The 26,414-nt window shown below is 73.6% G+C and carries 8 protein-coding genes and 1 pseudogene; 1 reads left to right on the top strand and 8 read right to left on the bottom strand.

The annotated features are described in order from the left end of the window. Positions 1 to 10: 10 nt before the first annotated feature. Positions 11 to 2,146: a condensation domain-containing protein gene (locus M2266_RS24400; protein WP_277440112.1), complete on the top strand. Its 2,136-nt coding sequence runs from the start codon at positions 11 to 13 to the stop codon at positions 2,144 to 2,146. A gap of 71 nt (positions 2,147 to 2,217) precedes the next feature. On the opposite strand, the pseudogene M2266_RS24395 reads toward M2266_RS24400, so the two are convergent. The 8 genes and pseudogenes from M2266_RS24395 to M2266_RS24360 form a co-directional block, all read right to left on the bottom strand. Next, positions 2,218 to 3,114, bottom strand: a pseudogene (locus M2266_RS24395) (proline iminopeptidase-family hydrolase); the annotation flags it as partial. Positions 3,115 to 3,231: 117 nt separating this feature from the next. Further along, positions 3,232 to 3,969 (bottom strand): ABC transporter permease, encoded by a 738-nt coding sequence (locus tag M2266_RS24390; RefSeq protein WP_138357912.1) that lies wholly within the window; start codon positions 3,967 to 3,969, stop codon positions 3,232 to 3,234. After that, positions 3,966 to 4,991, bottom strand: a complete 1,026-nt coding sequence (locus M2266_RS24385; RefSeq protein WP_277440111.1) for an ABC transporter ATP-binding protein — start codon at positions 4,989 to 4,991, stop codon at positions 3,966 to 3,968. The genes M2266_RS24390 and M2266_RS24385 overlap by 4 nt, the downstream gene beginning before the upstream one ends. Position 4,992: 1 nt before the next feature. After that, positions 4,993 to 5,856 carry a hypothetical protein gene (locus M2266_RS24380; protein ID WP_277440110.1) on the bottom strand — a complete coding sequence of 288 codons (864 nt, stop codon included), beginning with the start codon at positions 5,854 to 5,856 and terminating at the stop codon, positions 4,993 to 4,995. Between the two features lie 110 nt (positions 5,857 to 5,966). After that, entirely contained in the window at positions 5,967 to 9,116 is a 3,150-nt protein-coding gene (locus M2266_RS24375) for a type I polyketide synthase (RefSeq protein ID WP_277440109.1), read from the bottom strand. Positions 9,117 to 9,168: 52 nt separating this feature from the next. Next, on the bottom strand, positions 9,169 to 14,571 hold the full coding sequence (locus M2266_RS24370; protein WP_277440108.1) for a type I polyketide synthase: 5,403 nt from the start codon (positions 14,569 to 14,571) through the stop codon (positions 9,169 to 9,171). Between the two features lie 29 nt (positions 14,572 to 14,600). Further along, the gene (locus tag M2266_RS24365; protein WP_277441333.1) at positions 14,601 to 20,180 is read right to left on the bottom strand and encodes a type I polyketide synthase; all 5,580 of its coding nucleotides are present in this window, start codon (positions 20,178 to 20,180) and stop codon (positions 14,601 to 14,603) included. Continuing rightward, entirely contained in the window at positions 20,092 to 26,391 is a 6,300-nt protein-coding gene (locus M2266_RS24360) for a type I polyketide synthase (protein WP_277440107.1), read from the bottom strand. Before M2266_RS24360 ends, M2266_RS24365 begins: the two co-directional genes overlap by 89 nt. Positions 26,392 to 26,414: the final 23 nt, after the last annotated feature.

Here is a 26,414-nt window from a genome sequence, read left to right as displayed (position 1 = left end):
GAGATCCGACATGGTTGTTCAGGACCCCGCGAGGACAGCGGCCACCCGTAAGGAGACGGACCTTTGGCTGCTGGAGCGGCTGGTACCGGGATCGGGCGTCAACAACCTGTCCCTGACCTTCGACGTGGCCGGTGAGACCGACGCGGCGGCGCTGTCCCGCGCGCTGACCCTGGTGGTGCGCAAGTACGACATCCTGCGCACCGTCTTCCGCACCTCCGAGACCGATCTCGCGAAGGAGGTGCTGGCGGCCGACGCGATCACCTCGATCGACGTCACCCCGATCGACGTCACCGAGGACGGTGTCCAGGCCGCCGTCGAGGCGTTTGTGGCGGAGCCGTTCGCCCTGGACGGGAGTCCGCTCGTCCGGGCGGCGCGCTTCCGGCGGTCGGGTGGCGCCGGTGACGTGGTGAGCGTCGCCCTCCACCACCTCGTCTTCGACGCGATGTCGACCGTCACCCTGCTCGGTGAACTCATCAGCGCCTACCAGGCGCCCGACGCGTACTCCACCACGCCCGTCGCCGCGGTCGTCGAGACGGAGCCGTCCGAGGAGAGCGTCGACTTCTGGCGCGACCAGCTGCGCGGGTTCCGGGGCGCGGACGACGGCCTCTGGTACGGGAATCCGGCCTCGGCCACCCCGAACCTGGCGGGCGACACCCTGCAGTACCTGCTCTCCGACGACGCCCTCGCCGTCGTGGCCCGCCTGCAGCGCGAGCTGCGCGCGCCGGAGGCCGTGATCCTGCTGGCCGCCTACTACCTGCTGCTCGCCCAACACGGTGCCGGTTCGGACATCGTCGTCGGCTCGCCCGTCAGCGTGCGGCCGCCCGGCCACGAGGGTGCCATCGGGTACCACGTGAACGTGCTGCCGCTGCGGGTGCGGATGGACCCGGCCAAGCCGTTCAAGCGGCTGGTGAACCGGGCCCGCGCCGTCTTCCTGGAGAGCCTCGGCGAGCCGGGGGTGACCGCCGAGTCCGTACTGGACGAGGTGCGGGACGGCGACTCCTCCTCCTGGCGGAACTCGCTCTTCAACCACCTCTTCAACTACGTTCCGGGCGGCACCTCCGGGACGTTCGAGGTGGCGGGGCACCCGGCGAAAATCCGCGGGGTCGAGAACGGATTCAGCAAGTTCGACCTCGAGTTCTTCTTCATGCCGGAGCCGGCGGCGGCGAAGACCACGATCCGCGCCGTGTTCCGTACCCAGGTCTTCTCCCCGGCCGAGGTGACCTTGCTGCTCGCCCGCTACGACGCCCTGCTGTGCGCCCTCGGCGACCAGCTGGACCGGCCGATCGGCGAGGTCTCGGGCTGGAGCCCGGCCGACCACGCTGCCGTCCTGGCCGGCCACCGCGACGGCCTGCCCGAGGCTCTCCTCGGCCCGTCCGTCGCGCCCTTCTCCGGCTACCCGAAGCTCGCCGCCAAGGCCGACCCCTCGTCTCTGACCCGGGCCTTCGTGGCCGCCCCCGACGGTACGGAACTGCCGGTGGGCGTCCGCGGGGAGCTCTGCCTCGCCGACGACGTCATCACGCGCACGGGAGACGTGGCCCGCTGGCTCCCCGACGGCCGGATCGAGATCCTCGGGCGGCTCGACCGCCGGGTGACCGTGCAGGGACTGGCCTTCGGCCTGGAGGAGGTCGACGCCGCGCTGCTCGCGCACCCCGCCGTCGACGCAGCCGTCACGGTCGCCGTGGGCGGTGTCCTCGTGGCGTTCGTCGCCACCGCGGGCGACGCCGGGGCCGGTCCGGACCTGCTGGATCAGCTCCGGAAGCAGGTGCGCACCGACCTTCCCGGCCCGGCGGAGCCGGCCCGGATCATCGTCACCGAGGGGCTTCCGACCGTGAACGGTGCCCCTGACCTGCAGGGCCTGCGGCTGCGCGCCGAGGAGCTGCTGCGTACCGGGCCCACCCCTGAGCCGGTGGACACCACCGAGCTGACGCGCGCGCTGATCGCGCTGTGGAAGCAGTTCCTGCAGCGCGAGGACCTGGACGCGGACTCCGGCTTCTTCACCAGCGGCGGCCACTCGCTGCTCGCCGTCCAGCTGCTGCAGCGCGTCAAGCGCACCACCGGTATCCAGGTGAAGATCCGGCTGGCCGACCTCTTCGCGCACCCGACCCCCGAGAAGCTCAGCGCCTACATCTCGAGCAAGAAGGCGTAACCGACGCGGCGGACAGGAAAAGGGGGCTCGTACTGGTTGGACCAGTACGAGCCCCTCAGCCGTTGCAGCGGTCAGCCGACCTCCGCCAGCCAGGCCTTCATGACGGTGTCGAAGCGCTCCGGCTCCTCCACGTGCGGCATGTGGCTGGACTGCTCGAAGAGCTCCCAGCGGGCGCCGGGGATGTGGTCGAGGAACGGCTGGATGGTCGCCGGGGTGGCCTCGTCGTACGCGCCCGAGATGATCAGGGTCGGAACGGTGACGGCCGGGAGCCGGTCGATGACCGTCCAGTCCTTCAGGGTCCCGATGACGTGGAAGTCGTTGGGGCCGTTCATGGTGCCGTAGACCGTGGGGTCGCTCTGCAGTTCCAGGAGGGTGGCGGCGACCTCGCGCGGCAGCGGGTTCGCCCGGCAGACGTGCCGCTGGTAGAAGGCGTACACGGAGCGCTGGTACTCCGGGTGGTCGAACGCCTCGGTGGCCTCGTGGCGGCGCAGGGCGTCGCGGTGCAGCGGCGGCATCGCGTCCTTGAGCCCTTCGCACGCCTCCCGCCACAGCGGCATGGAGGCCGGGGAGTTGGCGATGACGAGGCCGCGCAGCCCGGCGGGGCGGCGGACGGCGTGTTCCGCGCCCAGCATGCCGCCCCAGGACTGGCCGAACAGCAGGTAGTCGTCGGCGATGTCGAGGTGGGCGAGAAGGTTGTCCAGCTCGGCGAGGAAGAGGTCGACGGTCCAGAAGTCGGCGCCGCGGTCGGGCAGCCGGGTGGAGCCGCCGTTGCCGATCTGGTCGTAGTGGATCACCGGCCGGCCGGTGGAGGCGGCGAGTTCGGTCATCCGCAGCAGGTAGTCGTGGGTGGAGCCCGGACCGCCGTGGGCGATGACGAGCGGGGTGCGCCCGGTGTGCAGGTCGCCGGTGACCCGGAACCAGGTGCGGTGGCCGCGGAAGGGGGCGGTGCCCTTCTGGGTGGGGGCGGGGGAACATCGTGGGGTACCTCACGTCTCGGCTCGGCGATAGGGAGAGCGGAACGACATCGGCGCCGCCGGCGGGAGGGTTCCCCGCTGGCGGCGCCGGTGCCGGCGGCCGGGCGACGGTCAGGCCCTGGCGGCCTCACGGCGGGAGTTGAGGATGACCGCCCCGGACAGGACGACCGTCCAGCCGGCGAGCACCAGCGCGGCGACGAGGGTGCGGGTGCCGTGCAGCAGGGCACCGTGGCCGATGTCGGCGAGCCAGTAGCTCGGCAGGGTCTTGACGACCGCGGTCAGCCAGCCCGGGAATCCCGTGGTCGGCAGGAGCAGGCCGCCGAGGAACCCGAAGAGCAGCACGAGCCCCTGGAGGTACATCTGCTGCTGCTCGACGGCCACGTACAAGCCGATGACCAGGCCGAGCACCGCGCACGGCAGCGCGGCGATCCAGATGCCCAGGGTGATCTGCAGCCAGCCGGCGACGGAGAGGTGCACGTCCTGGAGGGTGGCGCCCGCGAGGGCCACGAAGAGCGGGCCCGGCAGTGCCACGATCATGCTGACGACGATCTTCGACAGCAGGTAGTTGCGCGGCAGCAGCGGGGTGAGCCGCAGCTGGCGGTGCCAGCCGATGGAGCGCTCGTGGGCGACCCTCGCGCTGGTGTGCATGGAGGAGGTGAAGGCGCTGTACGCGGCGAGGCTGCACATCAGCCAGGCGCTGTACGTGATGCCGTTGGAGTGCGGGATCACCTGGTTCTTGTAGAGCATGCACTCCATGAGGTAGAGGCCCACGGGCAGCACGATCGCGAAGATGATGAAGCGCGGGCCGCGGAGCATCCGCTTGATCTCGATGGACAGGTAGCCGGTCATGCGGCGTCCTCCTGCACGTCCGTCTCGTCGGCGGCGGTCAGCGAGAGGAACGCCTCTTCCAGGCCGCTGGCGCTGATCTCGATGTCGTACGCGTCGGGGTAGGTGGTGAGCAGGGCGCGCAGGCTCTTGTCGGAGTCCTCGCAGTGCAGTTCGACACGGCCCAGGCGCAGCGCGGCGGCGGTCACGCCGGGCAGTGCGCGCAGGTCCGCCTCCTTCGCGTCGGGGACCGAGGCGCGCAGCACGCGGCCCGCGGTGAGGGCACGGATCTTGGCGACGGTGCCGTCGGCGGCGATCTCGCCACCGCGCATGAGGACGACGCGGTCGGCGAACTCCTCGGCCTCGTCCAGGTAGTGGGTCGCGAAGACCACGGTGCGGCCGGTGTCGGTGAACTTCCGCATGGACTCCCAGAACTTGCGCCGGCTGCCGACGTCCATCGCGGACGTCGGCTCGTCGAGCACCAGGAGCTGCGGGTTGCCGATCAGCGCGCAGGCGAAGCGGGCGCGCTGGCGCTGGCCGCCGGAGAGCTTGGTGCCGCGACGGTCGACGATGTCCTCGATGTTGGCGCGGCGCAGCACCTCGTCGAGGGGCAGCGGCTTCTTGTAGAGGGAGGAGATCATCTCCAGCGTCTCGCGGACGGAGATGTCGTCGATCAGCGAGCCCTCCTGGAGGACGGCGCTGACCAGTCCTTCCCGTACCGCGAGGTAGGGGGCCCGGCCGAAGATGCTGATCTCGCCCGAGGTGGGGTGGGACAGGCCGAGGACCATGTCGATGGTGGTGGACTTGCCCGCGCCGTTGGGGCCGAGCAGCGCGACGACCTCGCCGGGGGCGATGGTCAGGTCGATGCCCTTGACCGCCTGGACCTCGCCGTAGACCTTGCGCAGTCCGGTGACGCGGATGGCCGGCTCGACCCCGGCCTTCACTTCGGTGGGAATGTCGGCCGCTACGAGGACCGGCGCCGGTGGTTCCGCCGCCGGAACGGTCCCCTCTGCCCGGGCGGCGGTGGTCTTCTCTGTGGTCTTCATGTCACATCCGGATCTGTCGGGAGAGGTCCTGTGCGGTCAGCAGCTCGGCCAGCGCCGTGGCGGCGCCTTCGTCACGCAGCAGGTCGGTGTGATCGCAGTCGAACCGGAGTTCACGGGCCACGGTTCCGGCCGCGCCGTCCGGGTCGGTGGAACGCAGCCGGTTGAGTCCGCTGAGCGGGCTTCCGGAGCTGAAGGCGACGGCGTCGGTCCACGCGGTGGCGGCCGAGGAGTTGAGCTGGCCGGCCGCGACGACGTAGGCGACGAAGGAGGTGAAGGACTCGGTGAACTCGGTCCTGCTCTCGGGTTCCAGCTCGATCTCGTCGAAGGCGGCTTCGCTGATCTGCCGGAAGAGCCCGACGAGCACCGGGCCGATGTGCCCGAGGTTCTCGGGGTCGGCCTCCAGCGCCTGCCGGGCGGTCTCCTGGGCCTCGGCGACGGGTTCGGCACCGATGATCCCCGCGAAGAGTTCGACGGACTTGTGGAACTGCCAGAGCAGGCCGAACGCGTTGGCCAGCTCCGGGTCGAACAGGATGAGCCGGGGGGCTCGTTCCTGCCACTGCGCTATCCGGCCGGCCAGGGCGGCGGCGTACACCGCTCCGGCGCAGAAGCCGAGTACGGCACCGACCGGCCGGCCGCTCGCGCGGACGTCATCGAACCAGCGGTCGAGGTACTCCTCGCCCGACGGGCCGATGTCGGTGGCGATGGCCTGCGGCATCGTCTCCCAGACCGGGTGGCTGGTGGCGGTGAGGCCGACGATGTCGGCGAATCGCGCATCGGGTCGCCCGGTGGCCGTGAAGTCGACGGCGAGGACCAGGTCTCCTGGGCCCTTGCCGCCGATTTCCCACCATGCATCGGATTTCTCCACCAACCGCCCCTTCCGTTCCCTGCTGTCCCGTGCACCCGCATTGGGGAGTGCTTCCGATGCTAGAAGCGGGTAATTGCACTGAGATCCCCTAGCGGAACCCCTAGCGCCCCCTACTCGTTCGGCGCACCCGCCGCGACCGGCGCCGGGGCCGCATCCACGATCTCCAGCAGGTACTCGGCCAGCTCGTCGGGCGTCTCGTACTCGTAGATCACGGCGGCGGACAGCCGGGCGCCGACCGCCGCGCCGATCCGGTCGCGGAACTCCACGGCGAGCAGTGAGGAGAAGCCGAGGTCGATGAACTCGCTGTCGGCCTCGACCTCCTCCGCGGACGCGTGGCCGAGGACGGAGGCGGTGACCGTACGCACCAGGTCCAGCAGGAGCGCCGCACGGGTGGGCCCGTCGGCGGCGCGCAGCCGCCGCTGGAACTCCAGCGGGTCGTCGGCCGGTTCCCGCTCGACGACGTCGGGAACGTCCACCGGGTTGCTCGCCGCGCCCGGTCCTGCCGAGGCGCGGCCCGCGGCCGCCAGCCAGTAGTGGTGGTGCTGGAAGGCATACGTGGGCAGCGGGACACGGCGTGCGCCGGTGCCGTCGAAGAGCGCGGCCCAGTCCACGGGGGCACCGCGCATCCGCAGCCGTGCGGCGGCCTCGGTGGCCGCGTGCGGCTCGGTGCGGTCCCTGCGCAGCACGGGGAGCACCGCGGCGGTCGCGGGCGCGGTCAGGCAGTCGCGGACCAGCGCGGACAGGACCGCGTCCGGGCCCAGTTCGACGAACGTGGTGGCGCCCTCGGCCTCCAGGCTCCCCACCGCGTCGGCGAAGCGCACCGCCTCGCGGACGTGCCGCACCCAGTAGTCGGGGCTGCGCAGCTCCTGCGCGGTGACGGCTTTGCCGGTGAGGGACGACACGATCGCGATCGTCGGGTCCGCGTACGTCAGACCTGCGGCCACCCGCCGGAACCCGTCGAGCATCGGCTCCATCAGCGCGGAGTGGAAGGCGTGGCTGACGGTGAGGCCCTTGGTCTTGCGGCCCAGGTCACGGAAGTGCCCGGCCACCGCCTCGACCGCGGCCTCGTCGCCGGAGACCACGACGGACTGCGGCCCGTTGACGGCCGCGATCCCGACCCCTTCCGTAAGCTGCGGCAGCACCTCGGCCTCGGTGGCCTGGAGGGCCGCCATGGCGCCGCCCGCCGGGAGCGCCTGCATCAGCCGGCCGCGGGCGGCCACGAGCGCCGCCGCGTCGTCCAGCGACCAGAGGCCCGCGACATGGGCGGCGGCCAGTTCGCCGATCGAGTGCCCGGCGAGCAGGTCGGGCCGCACCCCCCAGGACTCCAGCAGCCGGTAGAGGGCCACCTCCAGGGCGAAGAGCGCGGGCTGTGCGTAGCCGGTCGTGTCCAGCAGCGCCGCCTGGTCGCTGCCCGGTTCGGCGAACAGCACCTGCTGGAGGGATTCTTCGAGGTGCGGGTCGAGTGCGGCGCACGCGGCGTCCAGTGCCTGCGCGAAAACCGGCTGTGCGGCGTGGAGTTCGCGGCCCATCCGCGGCTTCTGGCTGCCCTGCCCCGTGAAGAGGAAGGCGGTGCGGCCGTTCCCCTGGGTCTCCTGGACCACGCCCGGGCCCTGACCGCCCGCCGCGAGCCCTTCCAGCGCCGCCAGCAGCTCGGCCCGGCTGTCGGCGACGACCGCCGCCCGGTGGCCGAGCTGCGTGCGGGTGGTGGCCAGGGACAGGCCGATGTCGGCGGCCGACAGCTCCGGGCGGGCGGTCGCCCACGTGTGCAGCCGGGCCGCCTGGGCGCGCAGTCCGGCGGCGCCCTTGGCGGAGAGCAGCCAGGGCAGCGGACGGGTTTCTCCTGTCGCGACGCTCGAAGCCGGTTCGTCCTGCGGTGCCTGCTCCAGGACGACGTGGGCGTTGGTCCCGCTGATGCCGAACGCGGACACCGCGGCCCGGCGCGGCCGGCCGCTGTCGGGCCAGGCGCGGGCCTCGGCGAGCAGTTCGACGGCGCCCGCCGACCAGTCGACGTGCGGGCTGGCCTCGTCGATGTGCAGCGACTTGGGCAGCACCGCGTGCCGCAGCGCCATCACCATCTTGATGACGCCGGCGGCGCCCGCGGCGGCCTGGGTGTGCCCGAGGTTGGACTTCACGGAGCCCAGCCACAGCGGCTGGTCCGCCGGCCGGTCCTGGCCGTAGGTCGCGATGAGCGCCTGTGCCTCGATCGGGTCGCCCAGGACGGTGCCGGTGCCGTGCGCCTCGACGGCGTCGATGTCGCCGGTGCTCAGCCCGGCGGCGGCCAGCGCCTCCAGGATCACCTGCTGCTGGGACGGGCCGCTGGGGGCGGTGAGGCCGTTGCTGGCGCCGTCCTGGTTGATGGAGCTGCCGCGCACAAGGGCGAGGACGGGGTGGCCGTTGCGCCGCGCGTCGGAGAGCCGCTCCAGGAGCAGCACGCCGACGCCCTCGCCCCAGCCGGTGCCGTCGGCGGCCTTCGCGAACGGCTTGCAGCGGCCGTCGGGGGCCAACCCGCGCTGCCGGCTGAAGTCGATGAACGTGTCGGGGGTGGCCATGACGGTGACGCCGCCGGCCAGCGCGAGCCCGCACTCACCGTTGCGCAGCGCCTGCATCGCCAGGTGCAGGGTCACCAGCGACGACGAGCAGGCGGTGTCGACGGTGACGGCCGGGCCCTGCAGCCCCAGCGCGTACGAGACGCGCCCGGACAGCACGCTGCCGGCCGTGCCGGTGCCGAGGAAGCCCTCGACGCCGTCCGGGATGGACGCCCGGTCCGAGCCGTAGTCGTGGTACATGACGCCCGCGTAGACGCCGGTCCGGGTGCCGCGGACGGTCGCCGGGTCGATTCCGGCGTGCTCGAACGCCTCCCAGGACGCTTCGAGCAGCAGCCGCTGCTGCGGGTCCATCGCCAGCGCCTCACGCGGGCTGATGCCGAAGAAGGCGGCGTCGAAGTCCCCGGCCGCGCCCAGGAAGCCGCCCTCCTTGGCGTAACTCTTGCCCAGCGCGTTCGGGTCGGGGTCGTAGAGGTTCTCGACGTCCCAGCCCCGGTCGGTCGGGAAGCCGCCGGCACCGTCGCCACCGGCCGCCAGCAGTTCCCACAGCTCCTCGGGCGAGGTGACCCCGCCCGGGTAGCGGCAGCTCATGCCGACGATGGCGACGGGTTCGCGGGTCCTGTCCTCCAGGTCCTGGATCCGGCGGCGGGCCTGGAGGAGATCGGTGGTCGCCCGCTTCAGGTAGTCGCGGAGCTTCTGTTCCGTGTCCGTGGTCATGCGTGTTCCAGCTCCTTGGAGGAAGGCGAGCGGGCGAGCGGAGGGGACGGGGTCAGTCGGAGCCGATCTCGCCGTCGAGCAGGGCGAACAACTCGTCGTCCGAGGCCTCGTCGACGGTCGCCGCCTCGTCCCGACCGGCGGGCGCGGGCGCTGCCGCGTCGTGCCAGCGGGACATCAGCGCCTGGAGGCGCACGGTGACCTTGGAGCGGGTCAGCTTGTCCAACCCGTCGGTGTTCAGCAGCGGTTCGAGCTGCTCCAGGCTCGCGAGCAGCGCCTGCGCGGGGTCGTCGTCCGCCGGGGCCAGTGCCTGCAGCAGGTGGTCGGCCAGCTCCAGCGGCGTCGGGTAGTCGAAGACGAGCGTCGCGGGCAGCCGCACCCCGGTCTCGACGACGAGCCGGTTGCGGAACTCCACCGCGGTCAGCGAGTCGAAGCCGAAGTCCTTGAACGGCTTCTCCGCCTCGACCGGCTGGTCGGCGGCGAAGCCGAGGACGTTCGCGACCTGCTTGCGGACCAGCCCCAACACCAGCTGCGGCCTTTCGGAGGACGGCAGTGCCGCCAGCCGCGCGGTGAGGCCGCCGTCCGCCGCGCCCGAGCCCGCGCCGGATGCCGCGCGCCGTACCGGCCCGCGCACCAGCGACCGGAACATGCCGGGCACCTCACCGCTCATCGCGCGGCCCAGGGCACGGGTGTCCAGGCCGACCGGCACCAGGAGCGCCCGGTCCGCGGCGACCGCCGTGTCGAAGAGCGCGAGGCCCTGTTCCCGGCCGAGGGCCAGGATTCCGCCGCGCGCCATCCGCTCGACGTCGGCCAAGGTCAGGGCCGAGCCCATGCCGCCGGTCGCCGGGTCCCACAGGCCCCAGGCGAGCGCGGTGCCGGGCAGTCCCGCGGCCCGGCGCTGGGCGGCCAGGCCGTCGAGGTAGGTGTTGGCGGCCGCGTAGTTGCCCTGCCCGGCGCCGCCGAAGACCCCGGCCGCGGAGGAGAACAGCACGAACGCGTCCAGGTCCAGGTGCGCGGTCAGCGCGTGGAGATGGCCGGCGGCGTCGGCCTTCGGGCCGAGGACGGACGCGACGCGGGCGGGGGTCAGCTTGCCGATGACGCCGTCGTCCACGATGCCGGCGGTGTGCACGACCGCGCTGAGCCGGACACCCGTCAGCAGTACGGCCAGGCTGTCGCGGTTCGCGACGTCGCAGGCCACGACGGTCACCGCGGCCCCGGCCGCCTCCAGTTCCGCGGTCAGGGCGTCCGCACCGGGCGCCTCCGGGCCGCGCCGGCTGACCAGCAGCAGCTTCCGCACGCCCCGGGCGGTGACCAGGTGCCGGGCGACGAGCGCGCCCAGACCGCCGGTGCCGCCGGTGATCAGTACGGTGCCGTCGGAGCGCCAGGGGGCGTCGGCGGACTCCTCGGTGGTCGCGCGGACGAGGCGGGGCGACCACAGCACGCCGTCACGAAGGGCGAGTTCGGACTCGCCGGCGGAGAGCAGCCCCTGCGGAAGTGCGTCGTCGTCGCTGTCCAGCAGGACGATGCGGCCCGGGTTCTCGGCCTGGGCGGCCCGGACGAGACCGGTCACCGCCGCGTGGCCCAGATCCGTCACGCCCTCGCCGGGGGTCACGGCCGCCGCGCCACGGGTCAGGACGAGCAGCCGGCCGTCCTCGTTCTCCTCGTCGGCCAGCCAGCCCTGCATCCCTGTCAGTACGGCGGCGACAGCGTCGGCTGCTGAGCGACCGGCCGGTGCCCTCAGCACCGTCGGCGCGGGTCCTTCGACCGCGGCACCGGGCGTGATCCGCTTCCACTCGACGGTGAACAGCGGGTCGTCGGCCGTGTCCCGGGTGCCCAGCTGGGCACCCGACACCGGGCGCAGGGTGAGCGCGGCGATCGAGGCGACCGCGCCGCCCTCGGCGTCCGCGACCCGCACCGAGACGCCACCGGGCGTGGCCGCCGGGGCGAGCCGTACCCTCAGCGCCTTGGCGCCGGTGGCGTGCAGGGTGACGTCGGACCAGGCGAAGGGCAGCCATGTGGTGTCGGGATCCGCGTCGGCCGGGCCGCCCAGCAGGCGGGATCCGCCGAGCGCGACCGCGTGCAGGGCGGCGTCCAGCAGGGCCGGGTGCAGACCGAACAGCCCGGCCTGCGACTCCTCCTTCTCCGGCAGCGCGACCTCGGCGAAGACCTCGTCGCCGCGCAGCCAGGCGGCGCGCAGGCCCTGGAAAGCCGGGCCGTACTCCAGGCCGCGGCCGGCCAGCTCGTCGTACAGGTCGTCCACCGCGACCGGCTCGGCGCCGGCCGGGGGCCACTGCGCCAGATCGAACCCGGCGGCGGGGGCGTGCTCGGTGAGCGTCCCGTCGGCGTGCCGCGTCCAGGCCGTTCCCTCCGGCGCGCCTTCCGGCCGGGAGAAGACCGTCACGGCCCGCTGCTCGCCGCCCTCCACCCGCACCCGCACCTGGACGGCGCCCGTGGCGGGGACGACCAGCGGCGCGTGCAGCGTCAGCTCCTCCAGCGTGCCGCAGCCCGCCAGGTCTCCGGCGTGCACGGCGATCTCGACGAGCGCGGTACCCGGGACGATCACCGTGCCGTTGACGGCGTGGTCGGCCAGCCACGGGTGGGTGGCGAGCGACAGCCGCCCGGTGAACAGCAGCCCGTCCGACTCGGGGATGCCGACGGCCGCGCCGAGCAGCGGGTGGCCCGCCGTGTCCTGGCCGAAGTCGACGGCGTCGCCGCTGGGCAGGGCGTTGGACGTGAACCAGTAGCCGCGGTGCTGGAAGGCGTACGTCGGCAGGTCCACGAGACCGGCGGCGGCGCGGCCCGCGAAGAAGGCCCGCCAGTCGACGCCGACACCGCGCAGGTGCAGGCGGGTGACTGCCTCCACCAGCGTCCGGGCCTCGTCGCGGTCCCGGCGCAGTGCGGGGAGCAGGACCGACGCGGCCGGGTCCGTCACGCTCTCGGCACCCATCGCGCTCAGCACGGCGTCGGGCCCCAGCTCCAGGAACCCGGTGACGCCGCGCTGCTCCAGTGTCGCGACGGCGTCGGCGAAGCGCACGGCCTCCCGGACGTGCCGGACCCAGTACGCCGGGTCGGTCAGCTCCTCGGGGGCGGCGGCCCGGCCGGTGAGGGTCGACACGATGGGGATGGCGGGCGCGTTGTACGTCAGACCGGCTGCGATGGTGCCGAACTCTTCGAGCATCGGCTCCATGTGCACGGAGTGGAAGGCGTGGCTGACGGTGAGGCGCTTGGTCTTGCGGCCCAGCTCGTCGAAGTACGTGACGACCTGCCCGACCGCGTCCTCCTCGCCCGAGACGACGATGGATGTGGGCCCGTTGACGGCTGCGATCCCCACCCTCTCCGTAAGCCGCGGCAGAACTTCCGCCTCAGTGGCCTGGATCGCCGCCATCGCACCGCCGGACGGCAACTGCTGCATCAACCGCCCGCGAGCCGCGACCAGCAGCGCCGCGTCCGACAGCGACCAGACGCCCGCGACGTGTGCCGCCGCCAACTCACCGATGGAGTGCCCCGCCAGCACCTGCGGCCGAATGCCCCAGGCGGCGACCTGCCGGAACAGCGCCACCTCCAGGGCGAACAGCGCGGGCTGGGTGTAGCCGGTCGCGTCGAGTGCACCGTCGTCCGAGAACAGCACGTCCTTGAGCGGACGGTCCAGGTGCGCGTCGAACGCCGCCGCGACCTCGTCGAGCGCCGCCGCGAACACCGGGAAGGCCGCGTACAGCTCCCGTCCCATGCCGGCCCGCTGGCTGCCCTGGCCGGTGAACAGGAAGCCGAGCTGCCCCGATCCGGGGCCGTCGCGCAACACTCCCGGGGCGGTCTCGCCGTCGGCCAGCGCCGCGAGCGCGGTGAGCAGCCCTTCGCGGTCCCCGGCCACCACACCCGCCCGGTACGGGAAGGCGGAGCGCGTCGTGGCGAGGGCCGCGCCGACGGCGGAGGGGTCGGCGGTGGAGTCGTCGCGCAGGTGCTCGTGCAGCCGCCGGGCCTGCGCGGTCAGCGCCTCCGGGGTGCGGGCGGACAGCAGCCATGGCACGGCGGGCAGTCCATCGACCGCGCCCTCGTCCGCCGCGTCCTCGGCCGGGGCCTCCTCCACGATCACATGCGCGTTCGTGCCGCTGATGCCGAAGGACGAGACGCCCGCACGGCGGGTCCGCTCCCCCGCCGGCCACGGCCGGGGTTCGGTCAACAGCTCCACGGAGCCCGCCGACCAGTCGACGTGCGAGCTGGGGGCGTCCACGTGCAGGGTGCGCGGCAGCTCCTCGTGGTGCAGGGCGAGCACCATCTTGATGACGCCCGCGACACCCGCGGCCCCCTGGGTGTGCCCGAGGTTGGACTTGATGGAGCCCAACCACAGGGGCTGGTCCTGCGGGCGCTCCTGGCCGTAGGCGGCGATGAGCGCCTGCGCCTCGATGGGGTCGCCGAGCCTGGTGCCGGTGCCGTGCGCCTCGACGGCGTCGATCTGGTCGGCCGACAGCCGGGCGCTCGCCAGCGCCTGCCGGATGACGCGCTGCTGGGAGGGGCCGTTGGGCGCGGTGAGGCCGTTGCTCGCGCCGTCCTGGTTGACGGCGCTGCCGCGGACCACGGCCAGTACCCGGTGCCCGTTGCGCCGGGCGTCGCTCAGTTTCTCGAGCAGCAGGACGCCGACGCCCTCCGAGAGACCGGTGCCGTCCGCGGCCTCCGCGAACGGCTTGCAGCGGCCGTCACCGGCCAGCCCGTCCGCCCGGCTGAACTCCAGGAACGTTCCGGCGGAGCCCATCACCGTCACCCCGCCGGCCAGCGCCAGCGTGCACTCCCCCGCCCGCAGCGCCTGGCCCGCGAGGTGCAGGGCGACCAGGGCCGACGAGCAGGCGGTGTCGATGGTGACGGCCGGGCCCTCGAGGCCCAGCGCGTACGAGACGCGGCCGGACAGGACACTGCCCGCGACGCCGGTCATCATGTGGCCGGCGACCTCGGCGGGCATCTTCTGCAGCCCGCGCAGGTAGTCGGAGCTGCTGACGCCGGTGAAGACGGCCGTCCGCGTGCCGGACAGCGCCACCGGGTCGATCCCGGCGCGTTCCAGCGCCTCCCACGACGTCTCCAGCAGCACGCGCTGCTGCGGGTCCATCGCGAGGGCCTCGCGGGGGCTGATCCCGAAGAACTCGGCGTCGAACTCGGCGGCGTCGGCGAGGAAGCCGCCCTCGGGGGCGCCGTCACCCGCGGCGCCGCCCTTCTCCCGTTCGCTGTCCTGGAACTGGGTGAGGTTCCAGCCGCGGTCGGTGGGGAACGGCGTCAGGCCGTCCGCACCGTCCGCGAGCAGATCCCACAGCTGCTCGGGCGAGGTGACGCCGCCCGGGAAGCGGCAGGCCATGCCGATGATCGCGATCGGCTCGCGCTCCTTGTCCTCCGCGTCCCGCAGCCGCCGGCGGGCGTCGTGCAGGTCAGCGGCGACCCGCTTGAGCGTGTCGACCAGCTGCTTCTCGTCCGCCATCAGTTCTCCTCAGAGTTGCAACACGGCCGTCAGGCGATGCCGAGTTCGTCCGTGATGAAGGCCAGGACCTCGTCGGTCGTGGCGTCCTGCAGTCGTTCATTGACGTTCTCGCCGGTGTCGCCGCCCGCCCCGGCGCGCAGGTTCTTGAACCGGGAGAGCAGCTCCTCCAGGCGGGCGGTGACGGCGGCGTGGACGCTGTCGTCGAGGGACACCTCCGGCAGGTAGCCGTCGAGGCGGTCGAGTTCGGCGAGTACGGCGTCGGCCGGGTCGGTCTGCTCGGGGGCGAACTCGCCATAGAGCAGCCGGGCCAGCGCCAGCGGGGTCGGGTGGTCGAAGACGGCGGTGGCGGGCAGCCGGACACCGGTGGCGGCGCCGAGCCGGTTGCGGAACTCCACGGCGGTCAGCGAGTCGAAGCCCAGCTCCTTGAAGGAGCGGGTGGCGCCGACCGCCGAGGTGCCGGCGAAGCCGAGCACCGCCGCCGCGTAGGACTGCACCAGGTCGAGCAGCACGGTCTCCCACTCGTCGGTGGGCAGTGCGGTGAGCCGCTTGCGCAGCGCGTCGCCCTGGGCGCCGTCCTCGGCGGCCGACGCGCCCTGCGCGGTGCGCCGGGACGGGCCGCGGACCAGCGAGCGCATCAGCGGCGCCACGGGTCCGTCGCCCGCCTGCGAGCGCAGCCCCGCCGTGCTGAGGCCGATCGGGACGAGAGCGGGCTCCGTCCCGCCGACTCCGGCGTCGAACAGGGCCAGGCCCTGCTCGGGGCTGAGCGGGCGGATGCCGGAACGGGCCAGCCGCGCCAGGTCCGTGCTCTCCAGGTGCCCGGTCATGCCGCTCGGCTCGGCCCACAGGCCCCAGGCGAGGGACACGCCGGGCAGCGCGGCTGCCCTGCGGTGGGCGGCCAGGGCGTCGAGGTAGGCGTTGGCGGCCGCGTAGTTGGCCTGCCCGGCGTTGCCGAAGACCCCGGCGGAGGAGGAGAACAGGACGAACGCGTCCAGTTCCGTCCCGGCCTCGACCGTCAGCTCGTGCAGGTGGCGGGCCGCCTCGGCCTTGGGCGCGAGGACCGCGAACAGCTTCTCGGGGGTGAGCTTGCCGAGCGTCGCGTCGTCGAGCACCCCTGCCGCGTGGACCACACCGCGCAGCGGGCGCTCCTGCGGAACGGCCGCGAGGAGGGCGGCGACCGCGTCGCGGTCGGCGACGTCGCAGGCGGCGACGGTGACGGTGGCTCCGGACTCGGAGAGTTCGGCCACGAGCTCGGCCGCCCCCGGAGCGTCCGGTCCCCGCCTGCTGGTGAGCAGCAGATGCCGTACGCCGTGCTCGCCGACCAGGTGCCGGGCGACGAGCGCGCCCAGACCGCCGGTGCCGCCGGTGATCAGGACGGTGCCGTCGGACTGCCACGGCGCCAGGGCGTCGGCCCGCGCCTCGGCCCGGACCAGCCGGGGGGCGAGGATCTTCCCGTCGCGCAGCGCGAACTCCGGCTCGCCGGTGGCCAGAGCCGCAGCGAGCAGCGTCCGGGAGGGAATGCCGGTGCCGATGTCCGCGAGGACGATCCTGCCCGGGCTCTCGGACTGCGCGGAGCGGACCAGGCCGTGGACGGCCGACTGCGCGAGGTCGGCGATGTCCTCGCCGGGCTCGGCGGCGACCGCGCCACGGGTGACGACGACGAGCGTGGTGCCGTCGGTGCGCGGGTCGGCGAGCCACACCTGGAGGTCGCCCAGCGCCTGCATGACGGTGTCCTCGGTGCCGCTCTGCCAGTGCACGGGCGTCAGGACGGTGCCGATGGAACCGTCCAACTCGTCGGTGCTGAAGATCTCCGGCAGGCCGGGGAAGAGCGGGTCATCGCCGAACACCGCCCAGTTCGTGACCGGTTGCGGCTGCTCGCCGGGGGCCGTCACGGCGCTCCACTCGACGCGGAACAGCGAGTCGCGGAACGGGTCGGAGCCGGCCGAGCCGAGCTGCGCGAGCGCCTCCAGGGGGAGGCGGCGCAGCAGCAGGGAGTCGACGGCGGCGACCGGCGCCCCGGTGGCGTCGGCGACGTCCAGGGTGACGGCGCCGGTGCCGGGTGCCGCGGCGATCCGGACCCGCAGGGCGGAGGCGCCGACGCTGTGCAGCGCGACCCCGGACCAGGCGAAGGGCAGCCAGGGCCCCTCCCCCTCCTCGCTGTCCAAGAACCCACCGAGTGCGATGGCGTGCAGGGCGGCGTCCAGCAGCGCCGGGTGCACGGCGTAGTCGGCGGCGGCGGAGACCGCCTCGGTAGGCAGCGCGACCTCGGCGAAGAGCTCGCCGTCCCGCCGCCAGGCCGCCCGCAGACCCCGGAAGACCGGCCCGTAGTCCAGGCCGACGGCTCCCAGGTCCGCGTACAGGCTCTCGGTCGTCAGCGCCTCGGCGCCGGCCGGCGGCCACTGGGTGAGGTCGGGGCCCGGGGTGGGGGTGTCGGACGTCAGCAGACCGCTCGCGTGCCGCGTCCACGGGGTGTCCTCGCCGCTCTCTTCGAGCCGCGAGAAGACGGCCACCGGGCGGTGCCCGTCGGCGGCGGCCTCGTCGACCAGGACGCGCAGCTGCGTCTCACCGCGCTCCGGCAGGACGAGCGGCGCCTCCAGCGTCAGTTCCGCCAGCGTGCCGCAGTCGGCCTCGTCACCGGCCCGTACGGCCAGTTCGAGCAGCGCGGTGCCGGGGACGAAGACGACGCCGCCGACCGCGTGGTCGCCCAGCCACGGCTGGGACTTGAGGGAGAGTCGGCCGGTCAACAGGTAGCCGTCGCGGTCGGGCAGCGCCACGGCCGCGCCGAGCAGCGGGTGCCCGGCGGGCGTCTGGCCGAGCCCGGCCGGGTCCACCGACCCGGAGACGGCCTCCAGCCAGTACCGCTCGCCTTGGAAGGCGTACGTCGGCAGCTCGGTGCGCTCCAGCGTGCGGCCCGCGAAGACCGCCGCCCAGTCGGGGCGCGCGCCGTGCGCGACCAGCCGCCCGAGGGAGGTCAGGACGCGAGAGGCGCCGCCGTCGTCGCGGCGCAGCGTGCCGGTGACGACGACGTCATCGGCTCCGGCGGCGGCCACCGTGTCCTGGACGCCGACGGTGAGCACCGGGTGCGGGCTGCACTCGACGAACACGGTGTGCCCGGTGAGGGCGAGCGCCCGCACGGCCGGCTCGAACGTGACGGTGTGGCGGAGGTTGCGGTGCCAGTACGTGGCATCCATCTCGCTGCCGTCGATCAGCCGGTCCTCCAGCGTGGAGTACAGCGGGATACGTCCCACCTGCGGCCGGACGGGGGCGAGTACGTCCTGAAGCTCCTCGCGCAGCGACTCCACGTGGGAGGAGTGCGAGGCGTAGTCCACGTCGATGCGCCGCGCCCGGATGGTGCGCCGCTCGCAGGTGGCGAGCAGCTCGTCGAGCGCGCCGGGGTCGCCGGAGACGACCGTGGACGACGGCCCGTTGTTCGCTGCCACCGAGATCTGGCCGGGCCATACGGTCAGCAGCTCCTCGACCTCGGAGGCGGGCAGCGGCAGGGAGACCATGCCGCCGGTGCCGGCGAGTCCGACGAGCGCGAGGCTGCGCAGGGTGACGACGCGGGCGGCGTCCCGGAGGCTGAGCGCCCCCGCGACGCACGCGGCGGCGATCTCGCCCTGCGAGTGCCCGACGACGGCGGACGGCCGGATGCCGAGCGACTCCCAGAGGGCGGCGAGCGACACCATGACCGCCCAGAGGGCGGGCTGGATCACGTCGACGCGCTCCAGGGACGCCGCGCCCTCCACGCCGCGCAGCACGTCCAGCAGCGACCAGTCGGTGAACTCGTCCGCCGCTGCCGCGCAGGCCTCCAGGCGCGCCCGGAACACCGGCGAGGTGTCCAGGAGTTCGGTGGCCATGCCGATCCACTGCGAGCCCTGGCCCGGGAAGACGAAGACCGTCTTACCGGGAGCGGCCGCGAGGCCCTCCTCGACGCCCGCGGCGGGAACGCCGTCCGCGATGTCCTTCAGCGTCTGGATCAGCGCGGGACCGTCCGCCCCCACGAGCACCGCGCGGTGCTCGAACGGTGTGCGGGTGGTGGCCAGCGCGTGCCCGATGCTGCCGAGGGCTGTGGCGCCGAGCTCGGGCCCGCCCGCCAGGTGCGCGTGCAGCTTGCGGGCCTGGGCGCGCAGCGCGATCTCGCTGCGGCCGGTGAGCAGCCACGGGACGGGCGCGGTGTCGGTGGCGGTGAAGGGCGCGGGGGTGTCAGCCTCCTCTACTGCCACCGGCTCGACAGCCGGCGCCTCCTCCAGGATGACGTGCGCGTTGGTCCCGCTGAAGCCGAAGGCGGAAACGCCCGCCCGGCGGGCGCCGGAACCGCCGCGCGGCCACGGCCGCGCCTCGGTGAGCAGCTCCACGTTCCCCGCGGACCAGTCGATGTGCGGGCTGGGCTCGCCGACGTGCAGCGTCGCGGGCAGCTCCTCGTGGCCGAGCGCCGTGACCATCTTGATGACGCCCGCGATGCCCGCCGCGGCCTGCGTGTGACCGAGGTTGGACTTGACGGAACCGAGCCACAGCGGCTGGTCGGCGGGACGGTCCTGGCCGTAGGTCGCGATGAGCGCCTGCGCCTCGATCGGGTCGCCGAGCCGGGTGCCGGTGCCGTGCGCCTCGACCGCGTCGATGTCGGCGGCGGCCAGTCCCGCGGAGGCGAGCGCCTGGCGGATGACGCGCTGCTGGGAGGGGCCGTTGGGGGCGGTGAGCCCGTTGCTGGCGCCGTCCTGGTTCAGGGCGCTGGCGCGAACCACGGCGAGGATGTCGTGTCCGTTGCGCTGGGCGTCCGAGAGCCGCTCGACCAGGATCATGCCGACGCCCTCGGCCCAGCCGGTGCCGTCCGCCGTGGACGCGAACGCCTTGCAGCGGCCGTCGGCGGCGAGTCCCCGCTGGCGGCTGAAGTCGACGAACGTGTCGGGGGTGGCCATGACGGTGACGCCACCGGCCAGCGCCAGCGTGCACTCGCCGCGCTGCAGGGCCTGGATCGCCAGGTGCAGGGCGACCAGGGACGAGGAGCAGGCCGTGTCGACGGTGATCGCCGGCCCCTCCAGCCCCAGCACGTACGAGACGCGCCCGGACAGCACCCCGGCGGACGTCCCCGTCCCGAGGAAGCCGTCGACGCCTTCGGGCAGCTCGCCGAGCCGGGTGCCGTAGTCGTGGTAGATCACCCCGGCGAAGACACCGGTCGACGTGCCGCGCAGCGTGGCCGGGTCGATCCCGGCCCGCTCCAGCGCCTCCCACGAGGTCTCCAGCAGCAGCCGCTGCTGTGGGTCCATCGCGAGGGCCTCGCGCGGGCTGATGCCGAAGAAGGGGGCGTCGAAGTCGGTGGCGTCGTACAAGAAGGCGCCCTGGTCGGTGTATGTCGTGCCGGGCCGCTCGCCCGTCGGGTCGTACAGCGACTCGACGTCCCAGCCGCGGTCGTCGGGCAGCCCGGCCATCGCGTCGGTGCGGGTGGCGAGCAGCTGCCACAGGTCCTCGGGGGAGCGCACCCCGCCGGGGAACCGGCAGCCCATGCCGACGATGGCGATGGGTTCGTCACCGGAGATCGACGTGGCCGCCACCGGCCCCGTGCTGTTGGCGGCGAGATCGCCGACGAGCTCGGTCCGCAGGAACGCGGCGAGCACGTCGGGCGCCGGGTAGTCGAAGACGAGCGTGGCGGGCAGCCGCGGAACCGAGCCGGTTGCGGAACTCCACACCGGTCAGCGAGTCGAACCCAAGGTCCTTGAACGCCCGGGAGGGGTCGATGGCCTCGGCGCCCGAATGGCCCAGAACGGCGGCGGCGTTGCTCCGGACCAGGTCGAGCAGGAACTCGTCCTGCTCGGCGAGGGTCATCGCGGCCAGCCGCGGACCCAGCTCCAGCGCGGCCCCAGAGGTGGCGGCACGGGCCGCCCGGCGGGCCGGGGCCCGCACCAGCGCCCGCAGCAGCGGTGGCACCTCGTCGGGCGCGGCGGTCGCCGGCAGTTCCAGGTGCAGGGGGACGAGGGCGTGCGCGGCGAGGCCGACGGCCGTGTCGTACAGGGCCAGTCCCTCGGCGCTGCTGAGCGCCGCCGCGCCGGAGCGCGCCAGCCGCTCGCGGTCGGCCGTCTCCAGGACGTCGGCCATGCCGCCGCCCTCGGACGCCCAGGCGCCCCAGCCCAGCGACAGCGCGGGCAGGCCCGCGCCGCGGCGGTGCGCGGCGAGTGCGTCCAGGTAGGCGTTGGCGGCCGCGTAGTTGCCCTGCCCGGGGTTGCCGAACGTGCCGGCCGCCGAGGAGAACAGCACGAACGCGGCCAGGTCCAGGCCGCGGGTCAGCTCGTGGAGGTGGTGCGCCGCGTCGGCCTTCGGTCCGAAGACCCGGTCGACGCGCTCGGGGGTGAGCGAGGCGAGGATGCCGTCGTCGAGCACACCGGCCGCGTGCAGCACGGCCGTCAGGGGGTGCGCCGCCGGTATCGCGGCGAGCGTGGCGGCGAGGGCCGCACGATCGGAGGCGTCGCAGGCGGCAACGGTGACGGTGGCGCCGGCTTCCGTCAGTTCGGCCGCCAGTTCGGCCGCCCCCGGCGCCTCGATGCCGCGCCGGCTGGTGAGCAGCAGGTGGCGTACGCCGTACTCGGTGACCAGGTGGCGGGCGAGCAGTCCGCCGAGGGCGCCGGTGGCGCCGGTGATCAGCACCGTGCCCTCGGGGGCGAGCGGCGCGGGCACCGTCAGGACGAGCTTGCCGGTGTGGCGGGCCTGCCCCATGTGGCGGAACGCCTCGGGGGCCTGCCGTACATCCCACGCGGTGACGGGCAGGGGACGGGCCGAACCGCTGTTGAAGAGGTCCAGGAGGGCGGCGTACATCTCCTGGATCCGCTCGGGGCCCGCGTCCATGACGTCGAACGCCTGGTACGCGACGCCCGGGTGGTCGACGGCCACGGTTGCCGCGTCCCGGATGTCCGTCTTACCCATCTCGACGAACCGTCCGCCGCGCGGCAGCAGCCGCAGCGACGCGTCCACGAACTCCCGGGCGAGGGAGTCCAGGACGACGTCCATGCCGCGCCCGCCAGTCGCGTCCAGGAAGCTCTGCTCGAAGTCCAGCGTGCGGGAGGAGGCGATCCGGTCGTCGGTCAGCCCGAGGCCGCGCAACGTCCCCCACTTGCCGGTACTGGCCGTGCCGTACACCTCGGCGCCCAGCTGGGTGGCGAGCTGGACGGCGGCGATGCCGACACCGCCGGCGGCGGCGTGGATGAGGATCTTCTCGCCGGACTTCAGCCCGGCCAGGTCGTTGAGCGCGTAGTACGCCGTCAGGTAGACCACGGGGGCGGCGGCCGCCTCGGCGAACGTCCAGCCGATCGGCATGGGCGAAACGAGCCGGTGGTCGACGACCGCGAGCGGCCCGAACGCACCGGAGAACAGCCCCATCACCCGGTCGCCGGGAGCGAACCCGGTGACGCCGGGGCCCGTCTCCACGACCACACCGGCCGCCTCGAGACCGAGCCGGCCCGCGTCGCCCGGGTACATGCCGAGCACGTTCATCACGTCGCGGAAGTTCACCCCCGCCGCGCGGATCGCGACCCGGATCTGACCCTCGGCGAGGGGCTCGGCCGCCTCGGGGAAGTCGGAGACGTAGATGCTGTCGAGGGTCCCGCCGGCGGTGAAGTCCAGCCGCCAGGGGGCCGTGTCGACGGCGGCGGCAGGGGTCGTCAAGCTGTCGGCGGGAGAGGGGCGAAGGAGGCGCGCGGTGTGCGCCTGGCCGGAGCGCAGCGCCAGCTGCGGCTCGTCGGCGGCGATCGCGGCGGCCACGGCGGGGGCCAGGGCCGCGGCCGAAGCCGGGGTGCCGTCGACGTCCACGAGGACGATCCGGTCCGGGTACTCGGACTGCGCGGAACGCGCCAGACCCCACACGGCCGCCGCACCGGGATCGGCGACGGCGTCGCCGGGAGCGGCCGCCAGGGCGCCGCTGGTGACGAGCACCAGCCGGGCACCGGGCAGCTGATCGGCGTCCAGCCACTGCTGGAGCAGGGCCAGGGCGCTGTGCACGGTCTCGCTGATGGACGGGGACTGGTGGGTGGTGAACTGGGCGAGGGTGAGATCGGCTTCGGCCTCCGCCAGGGTCTCCCCCGCCTGGGTGAGCGCGTCGGCCAGACCAAAGGTGTCGTCGCCGAGCAGGGTCCACCTGCCGGTGGTGGGGGCATCGGTGGTCGTCCGCAGCGGCGTCCAGTCGAGCCGGAACAGCGACTCGTGGTGGCCGGAGCCGCCCGCGTTCGCCGTCAGCTGGTCCACCGCGAGGGCGCGCAGCACCAGCGAACCCACCGACGCGACCGGGGAGCCTGCAGCGTCGGCCAGCTGGAGCGCCACGCCGCCGCCGGAGGCCGCGGGCGACACCTTGATCCGCAGGGTCGTCGCACCGGCCGCGTACAGGGCAACGTCCGACCAGGCGAAGGGAAGCTGCGGGACACTGCCGTCCTCGACGAAGTCACCGAGGCTGATCGCGTGGAGCGCCGCGTCCAGCAGCGCGGGGTGGAGTCCGAACGAGTCGGAGTCCGGGGCGTCCTCGGGGAGCGAGACCTCGGCGAAAACATCGTCCCCGTGCCGCCAGGCGGCCCGCAGGCCCTGGAAGAGCGGCCCGTACTCCAGGCCCGACGAGGCCAGCTCGTCATAGAGGTGACCGGTGTCGATCGTGCTCGCGCCGGCCGGCGGCCACTGCGAGAGGTCGAACTCCGGTTCGGGGGCCAGGACCGATGCCGTGAGGAGACCGTCGGCGTGGCAGGTCCAGGGAGCTTCGTCGGGGGCGTCCTCGGGTCGCGAGAAGACGGTGACGGGCCGCAGCCCGCCCGCGTCGGCCTCGCCCGCCTGCACACGCAGCTGAACGGCACCCTGCTCGCCCAGCACCAGCGGCGCCTGGAGCGTCAGCTCCTCGACGGTGCCGCACCCGACCTCGTCACCCGCCCGTACGGCGATCTCGACGAGCGCGGCGCCGGGGACGATGACCGTGCCGGAGACGGCGTGATTCGCCAGCCAGGGGTGGGTGGAGAGGGAGAGCCGCCCGGTGAACAGCACGCTGTCGGTGTCCGGGAGCGTGATCGCCCCGCTGAGGAACGGGTGACCGCCGGAGCGCAGCCCCAGGCCGGCCGCGTCGCCGGTCGATGCCACCGTGCGCGGCCAGTAGTGCTGGTGCTGGAAGGCGTAGGTGGGGAGGTCGACGGGGGTGTGGGCGGTGCCGAAGAGGGCGGGCCAGTTGACGGTGCCGCCGGTGGTGTGGATGCGGGTGAGGGCTTCGGTGAGGAGTTGGGGTTCGTTGTGGTCGCGGCGGAGGGTGGGGATGAGGGTGGTGGTGTCGGTGGTGGAGTCGGCGGCCATGGCGGTGAGGACCGCGTCCGGGCCGAGTTCCAGCAGGGTGTTGATGCCTTGGTCTTGGAGGGTGGTGATGGCGTCGGCGAAGCGGACGGCTTCGCGGACGTGGCGGACCCAGTAGGCGGGGTCGGTGAGTTCTTCGGCGGTGGCGGTCTGGCCGGTGAGGGTGGAGACGATCGGGATGGTGGGCGGGTTGTAGGTGAGGCCGGCCGCTACCTCGCCGAACTCTTCGAGCATCGGCTCCATGTGTGGGGAGTGGAAGGCGTGGCTGACGGTCAGGCGCTTGGTCTTCCGTCCGAGGGTGTCGAAGTGCGCGATGACGTCCGCGACCGCGCCGGCATCTCCGGAGACGACGATGGACGTCGGTCCGTTGACGGCGGCGATTCCGACCTGCTGCGTGAGTTGTGGCAGGACCTCGGCTTCGGTGGCCTGGATCGCCGCCATGGCACCGCCGGAGGGCAGCTGCTGCATCAGCCGTCCGCGTGCCGCGACGAGGAGCGCCGCGTCCTCCAAGGACCAGACGCCCGCCACGTGCGCCGCGGCCAGTTCCCCGATGGAGTGGCCGGCGAGCACCTGCGGCCGGACGCCGAAGGACTCCAGCAACCGGAACAACGCCACTTCCAACGCGAACAGCGCGGGCTGCGTGAAGCCCGTCTCGTTCAACCGCTCGCCGTCCTTCGCGAACAGCACGTCCAGCAGCGGCACTTCCAGCCGGTTGCCGAACGCGGCCACCACGTCGTCCAGCGCCGAGGCGAAGGCGGGGTAGGCGGCATACAACTCACGCCCCATCCCCGCCCGCTGGCTCCCCTGCCCGGTGAACAGGAACGCCGTCCGGCCCGCGTGCGCCGCACCCTGGACGAGTCCGGGGGCGTTACCGCCCTCGGCCAGCGCCGTCAGGCCGGCGATCAGGCCGTCGCGGCCGGTGGCCACGACGCCTGCCCGGTGGGAGAACACGGCACGCGTCGTGGCCAGGGAGTACCCGACGGCGGCCGGGTCGAGATCGCGTCCAGCGGCGGCGAGCAGGTGGTCCCGCAAGCGGGCAGCCTGTGCTGTCAGCGCCTCCGGTGTCTTGCCGGACAGCGCCCACGGCACCACCGGAAGCGCGCCGGCCGCAACGACCTCCGTCGTGGCTTCGGCAGGCGCTTCCTCCACGATGACGTGCGCGTTCGTCCCACTGATACCGAACGAGGAGATGCCCGCGCGGCGGGTGCGCTCACCGGCCGGCCACGGCTGGGCTGCGGTCAGCAGTCGGACGTCTCCAACGGTCCAGTCAACGTGCGAGCTGGGCGCGTCCACACCGAGCGTGCGCGGCAGCTCCTCGTGCCGCATCGCCAGCACCATCTTGATGATGCCCGCGACACCAGCCGCGGCCTGCGTGTGCCCCAGGTTGGACTTCACCGAACCGAGCCACAACGGACGGCCCGCCGGGCGGTCCTGTCCGTATGTCGCCAGCAGCGCCTGGGCCTCGATCGGGTCGCCGAGCTTGGTGCCCGTGCCGTGCGCCTCCACCGCGTCGACCTGGTCGGCCGAGAGCCGGGCACCGGCGAGTGCCTGCCGGATGACGCGCTGCTGGGACGGGCCGTTGGGCGCGGTGAGGCCGTTGCTCGCGCCGTCCTGGTTGATGGCGCTGCCCCGGACCACGGCCAGCACCCGGTGGCCGTTGCGCTTGGCGTCGCTGAGCTTCTCCAGCAGCAGCATGCCGACGCCTTCGCCCCAGCCGGTGCCGTCCGCGGCCTCGGCGAAGGGCTTGCAGCGGCCGTCGGGGGCGAGGCCGCGCTGGCGGCTGAAGTCGACGAAGGTGTCGGGGGTCGCCATGACGGTGACACCGCCGGCGAGCGCGAGCGAGCACTCTCCCGAGCGCAGGGCCTGCGCTGCCAGGTGCACTGTGACCAGGGAAGACGAGCAGGCCGTGTCGACGGTGACGGCCGGGCCCTCCAGGCCGAAGGCGTACGAGACGCGGCCGGAGGCGAGGCTGCCGCCGACGCCCAGGAAGCCTTCGACGTCATCGGCGGCGTGTTCGAGCACATCGCTGTAGTCGCCGTACATCACCCCCGCGAAGACGCCGGTGGCACTGCCCCGCACCGTGGCGGGGTCGATGCCCGCGCGCTCGAACGCCTCCCACGAGGTTTCCAGCAGCAGCCGGTGCTGCGGGTCCATGGCAACCGCTTCGCGGGGGCTGATCCCGAAGAAGCCGGGGTCGAAGTCCGCGGCCCGGTCCAGAAAGCCGCCGTGGCGGGAGTACGTCTTACCCACCGCGTCCGGGTCGGGGTCATAGATCCCCTCGACGTCCCAGCCGCGGTCCAGCGGGAACGACGACACCCCGTCGCCGCCCGCCGCCAGCAGCGCCCACAGCTCCTCGGGCGACGTGACCCCGCCCGGGAACCGGCAGGCCATCCCCACGATCGCGATCGGCTCGTGGCCCGCGCCGGAGAGCTGGCGGTTCTGCTCGCGCAGCCGCTCCGTCTCCTTCAGCGACGCGCGCAGAGCCTCAACGATTCTCTCGTTCGATGCAGACGTTGCAGACACCTGAACCTCACCCATTCGCGTCA

The sequence above is a fragment of the Streptomyces sp. SPB162 genome, assembly GCF_029504575.1.
Classification (GTDB): domain Bacteria; phylum Actinomycetota; class Actinomycetes; order Streptomycetales; family Streptomycetaceae; genus Actinacidiphila.
This window is presented reverse-complemented; position numbering and strand designations above follow the sequence as displayed.

Coding starts and splice junctions, on each gene's coding strand:
- M2266_RS24400 (WP_277440112.1), top strand. CDS start 11: ATGGTTGTTCAGGACCCCGCGAGGACAGCGGCCACCCGTAAGGAGACG.
- M2266_RS24390 (WP_138357912.1), bottom strand. CDS start 3,969: ATGACCGGCTACCTGTCCATCGAGATCAAGCGGATGCTCCGCGGCCCG.
- M2266_RS24385 (WP_277440111.1), bottom strand. CDS start 4,991: ATGAAGACCACAGAGAAGACCACCGCCGCCCGGGCAGAGGGGACCGTT.
- M2266_RS24375 (WP_277440109.1), bottom strand. CDS start 9,116: ATGACCACGGACACGGAACAGAAGCTCCGCGACTACCTGAAGCGGGCG.
- M2266_RS24370 (WP_277440108.1), bottom strand. CDS start 14,571: ATGGCGGACGAGAAGCAGCTGGTCGACACGCTCAAGCGGGTCGCCGCT.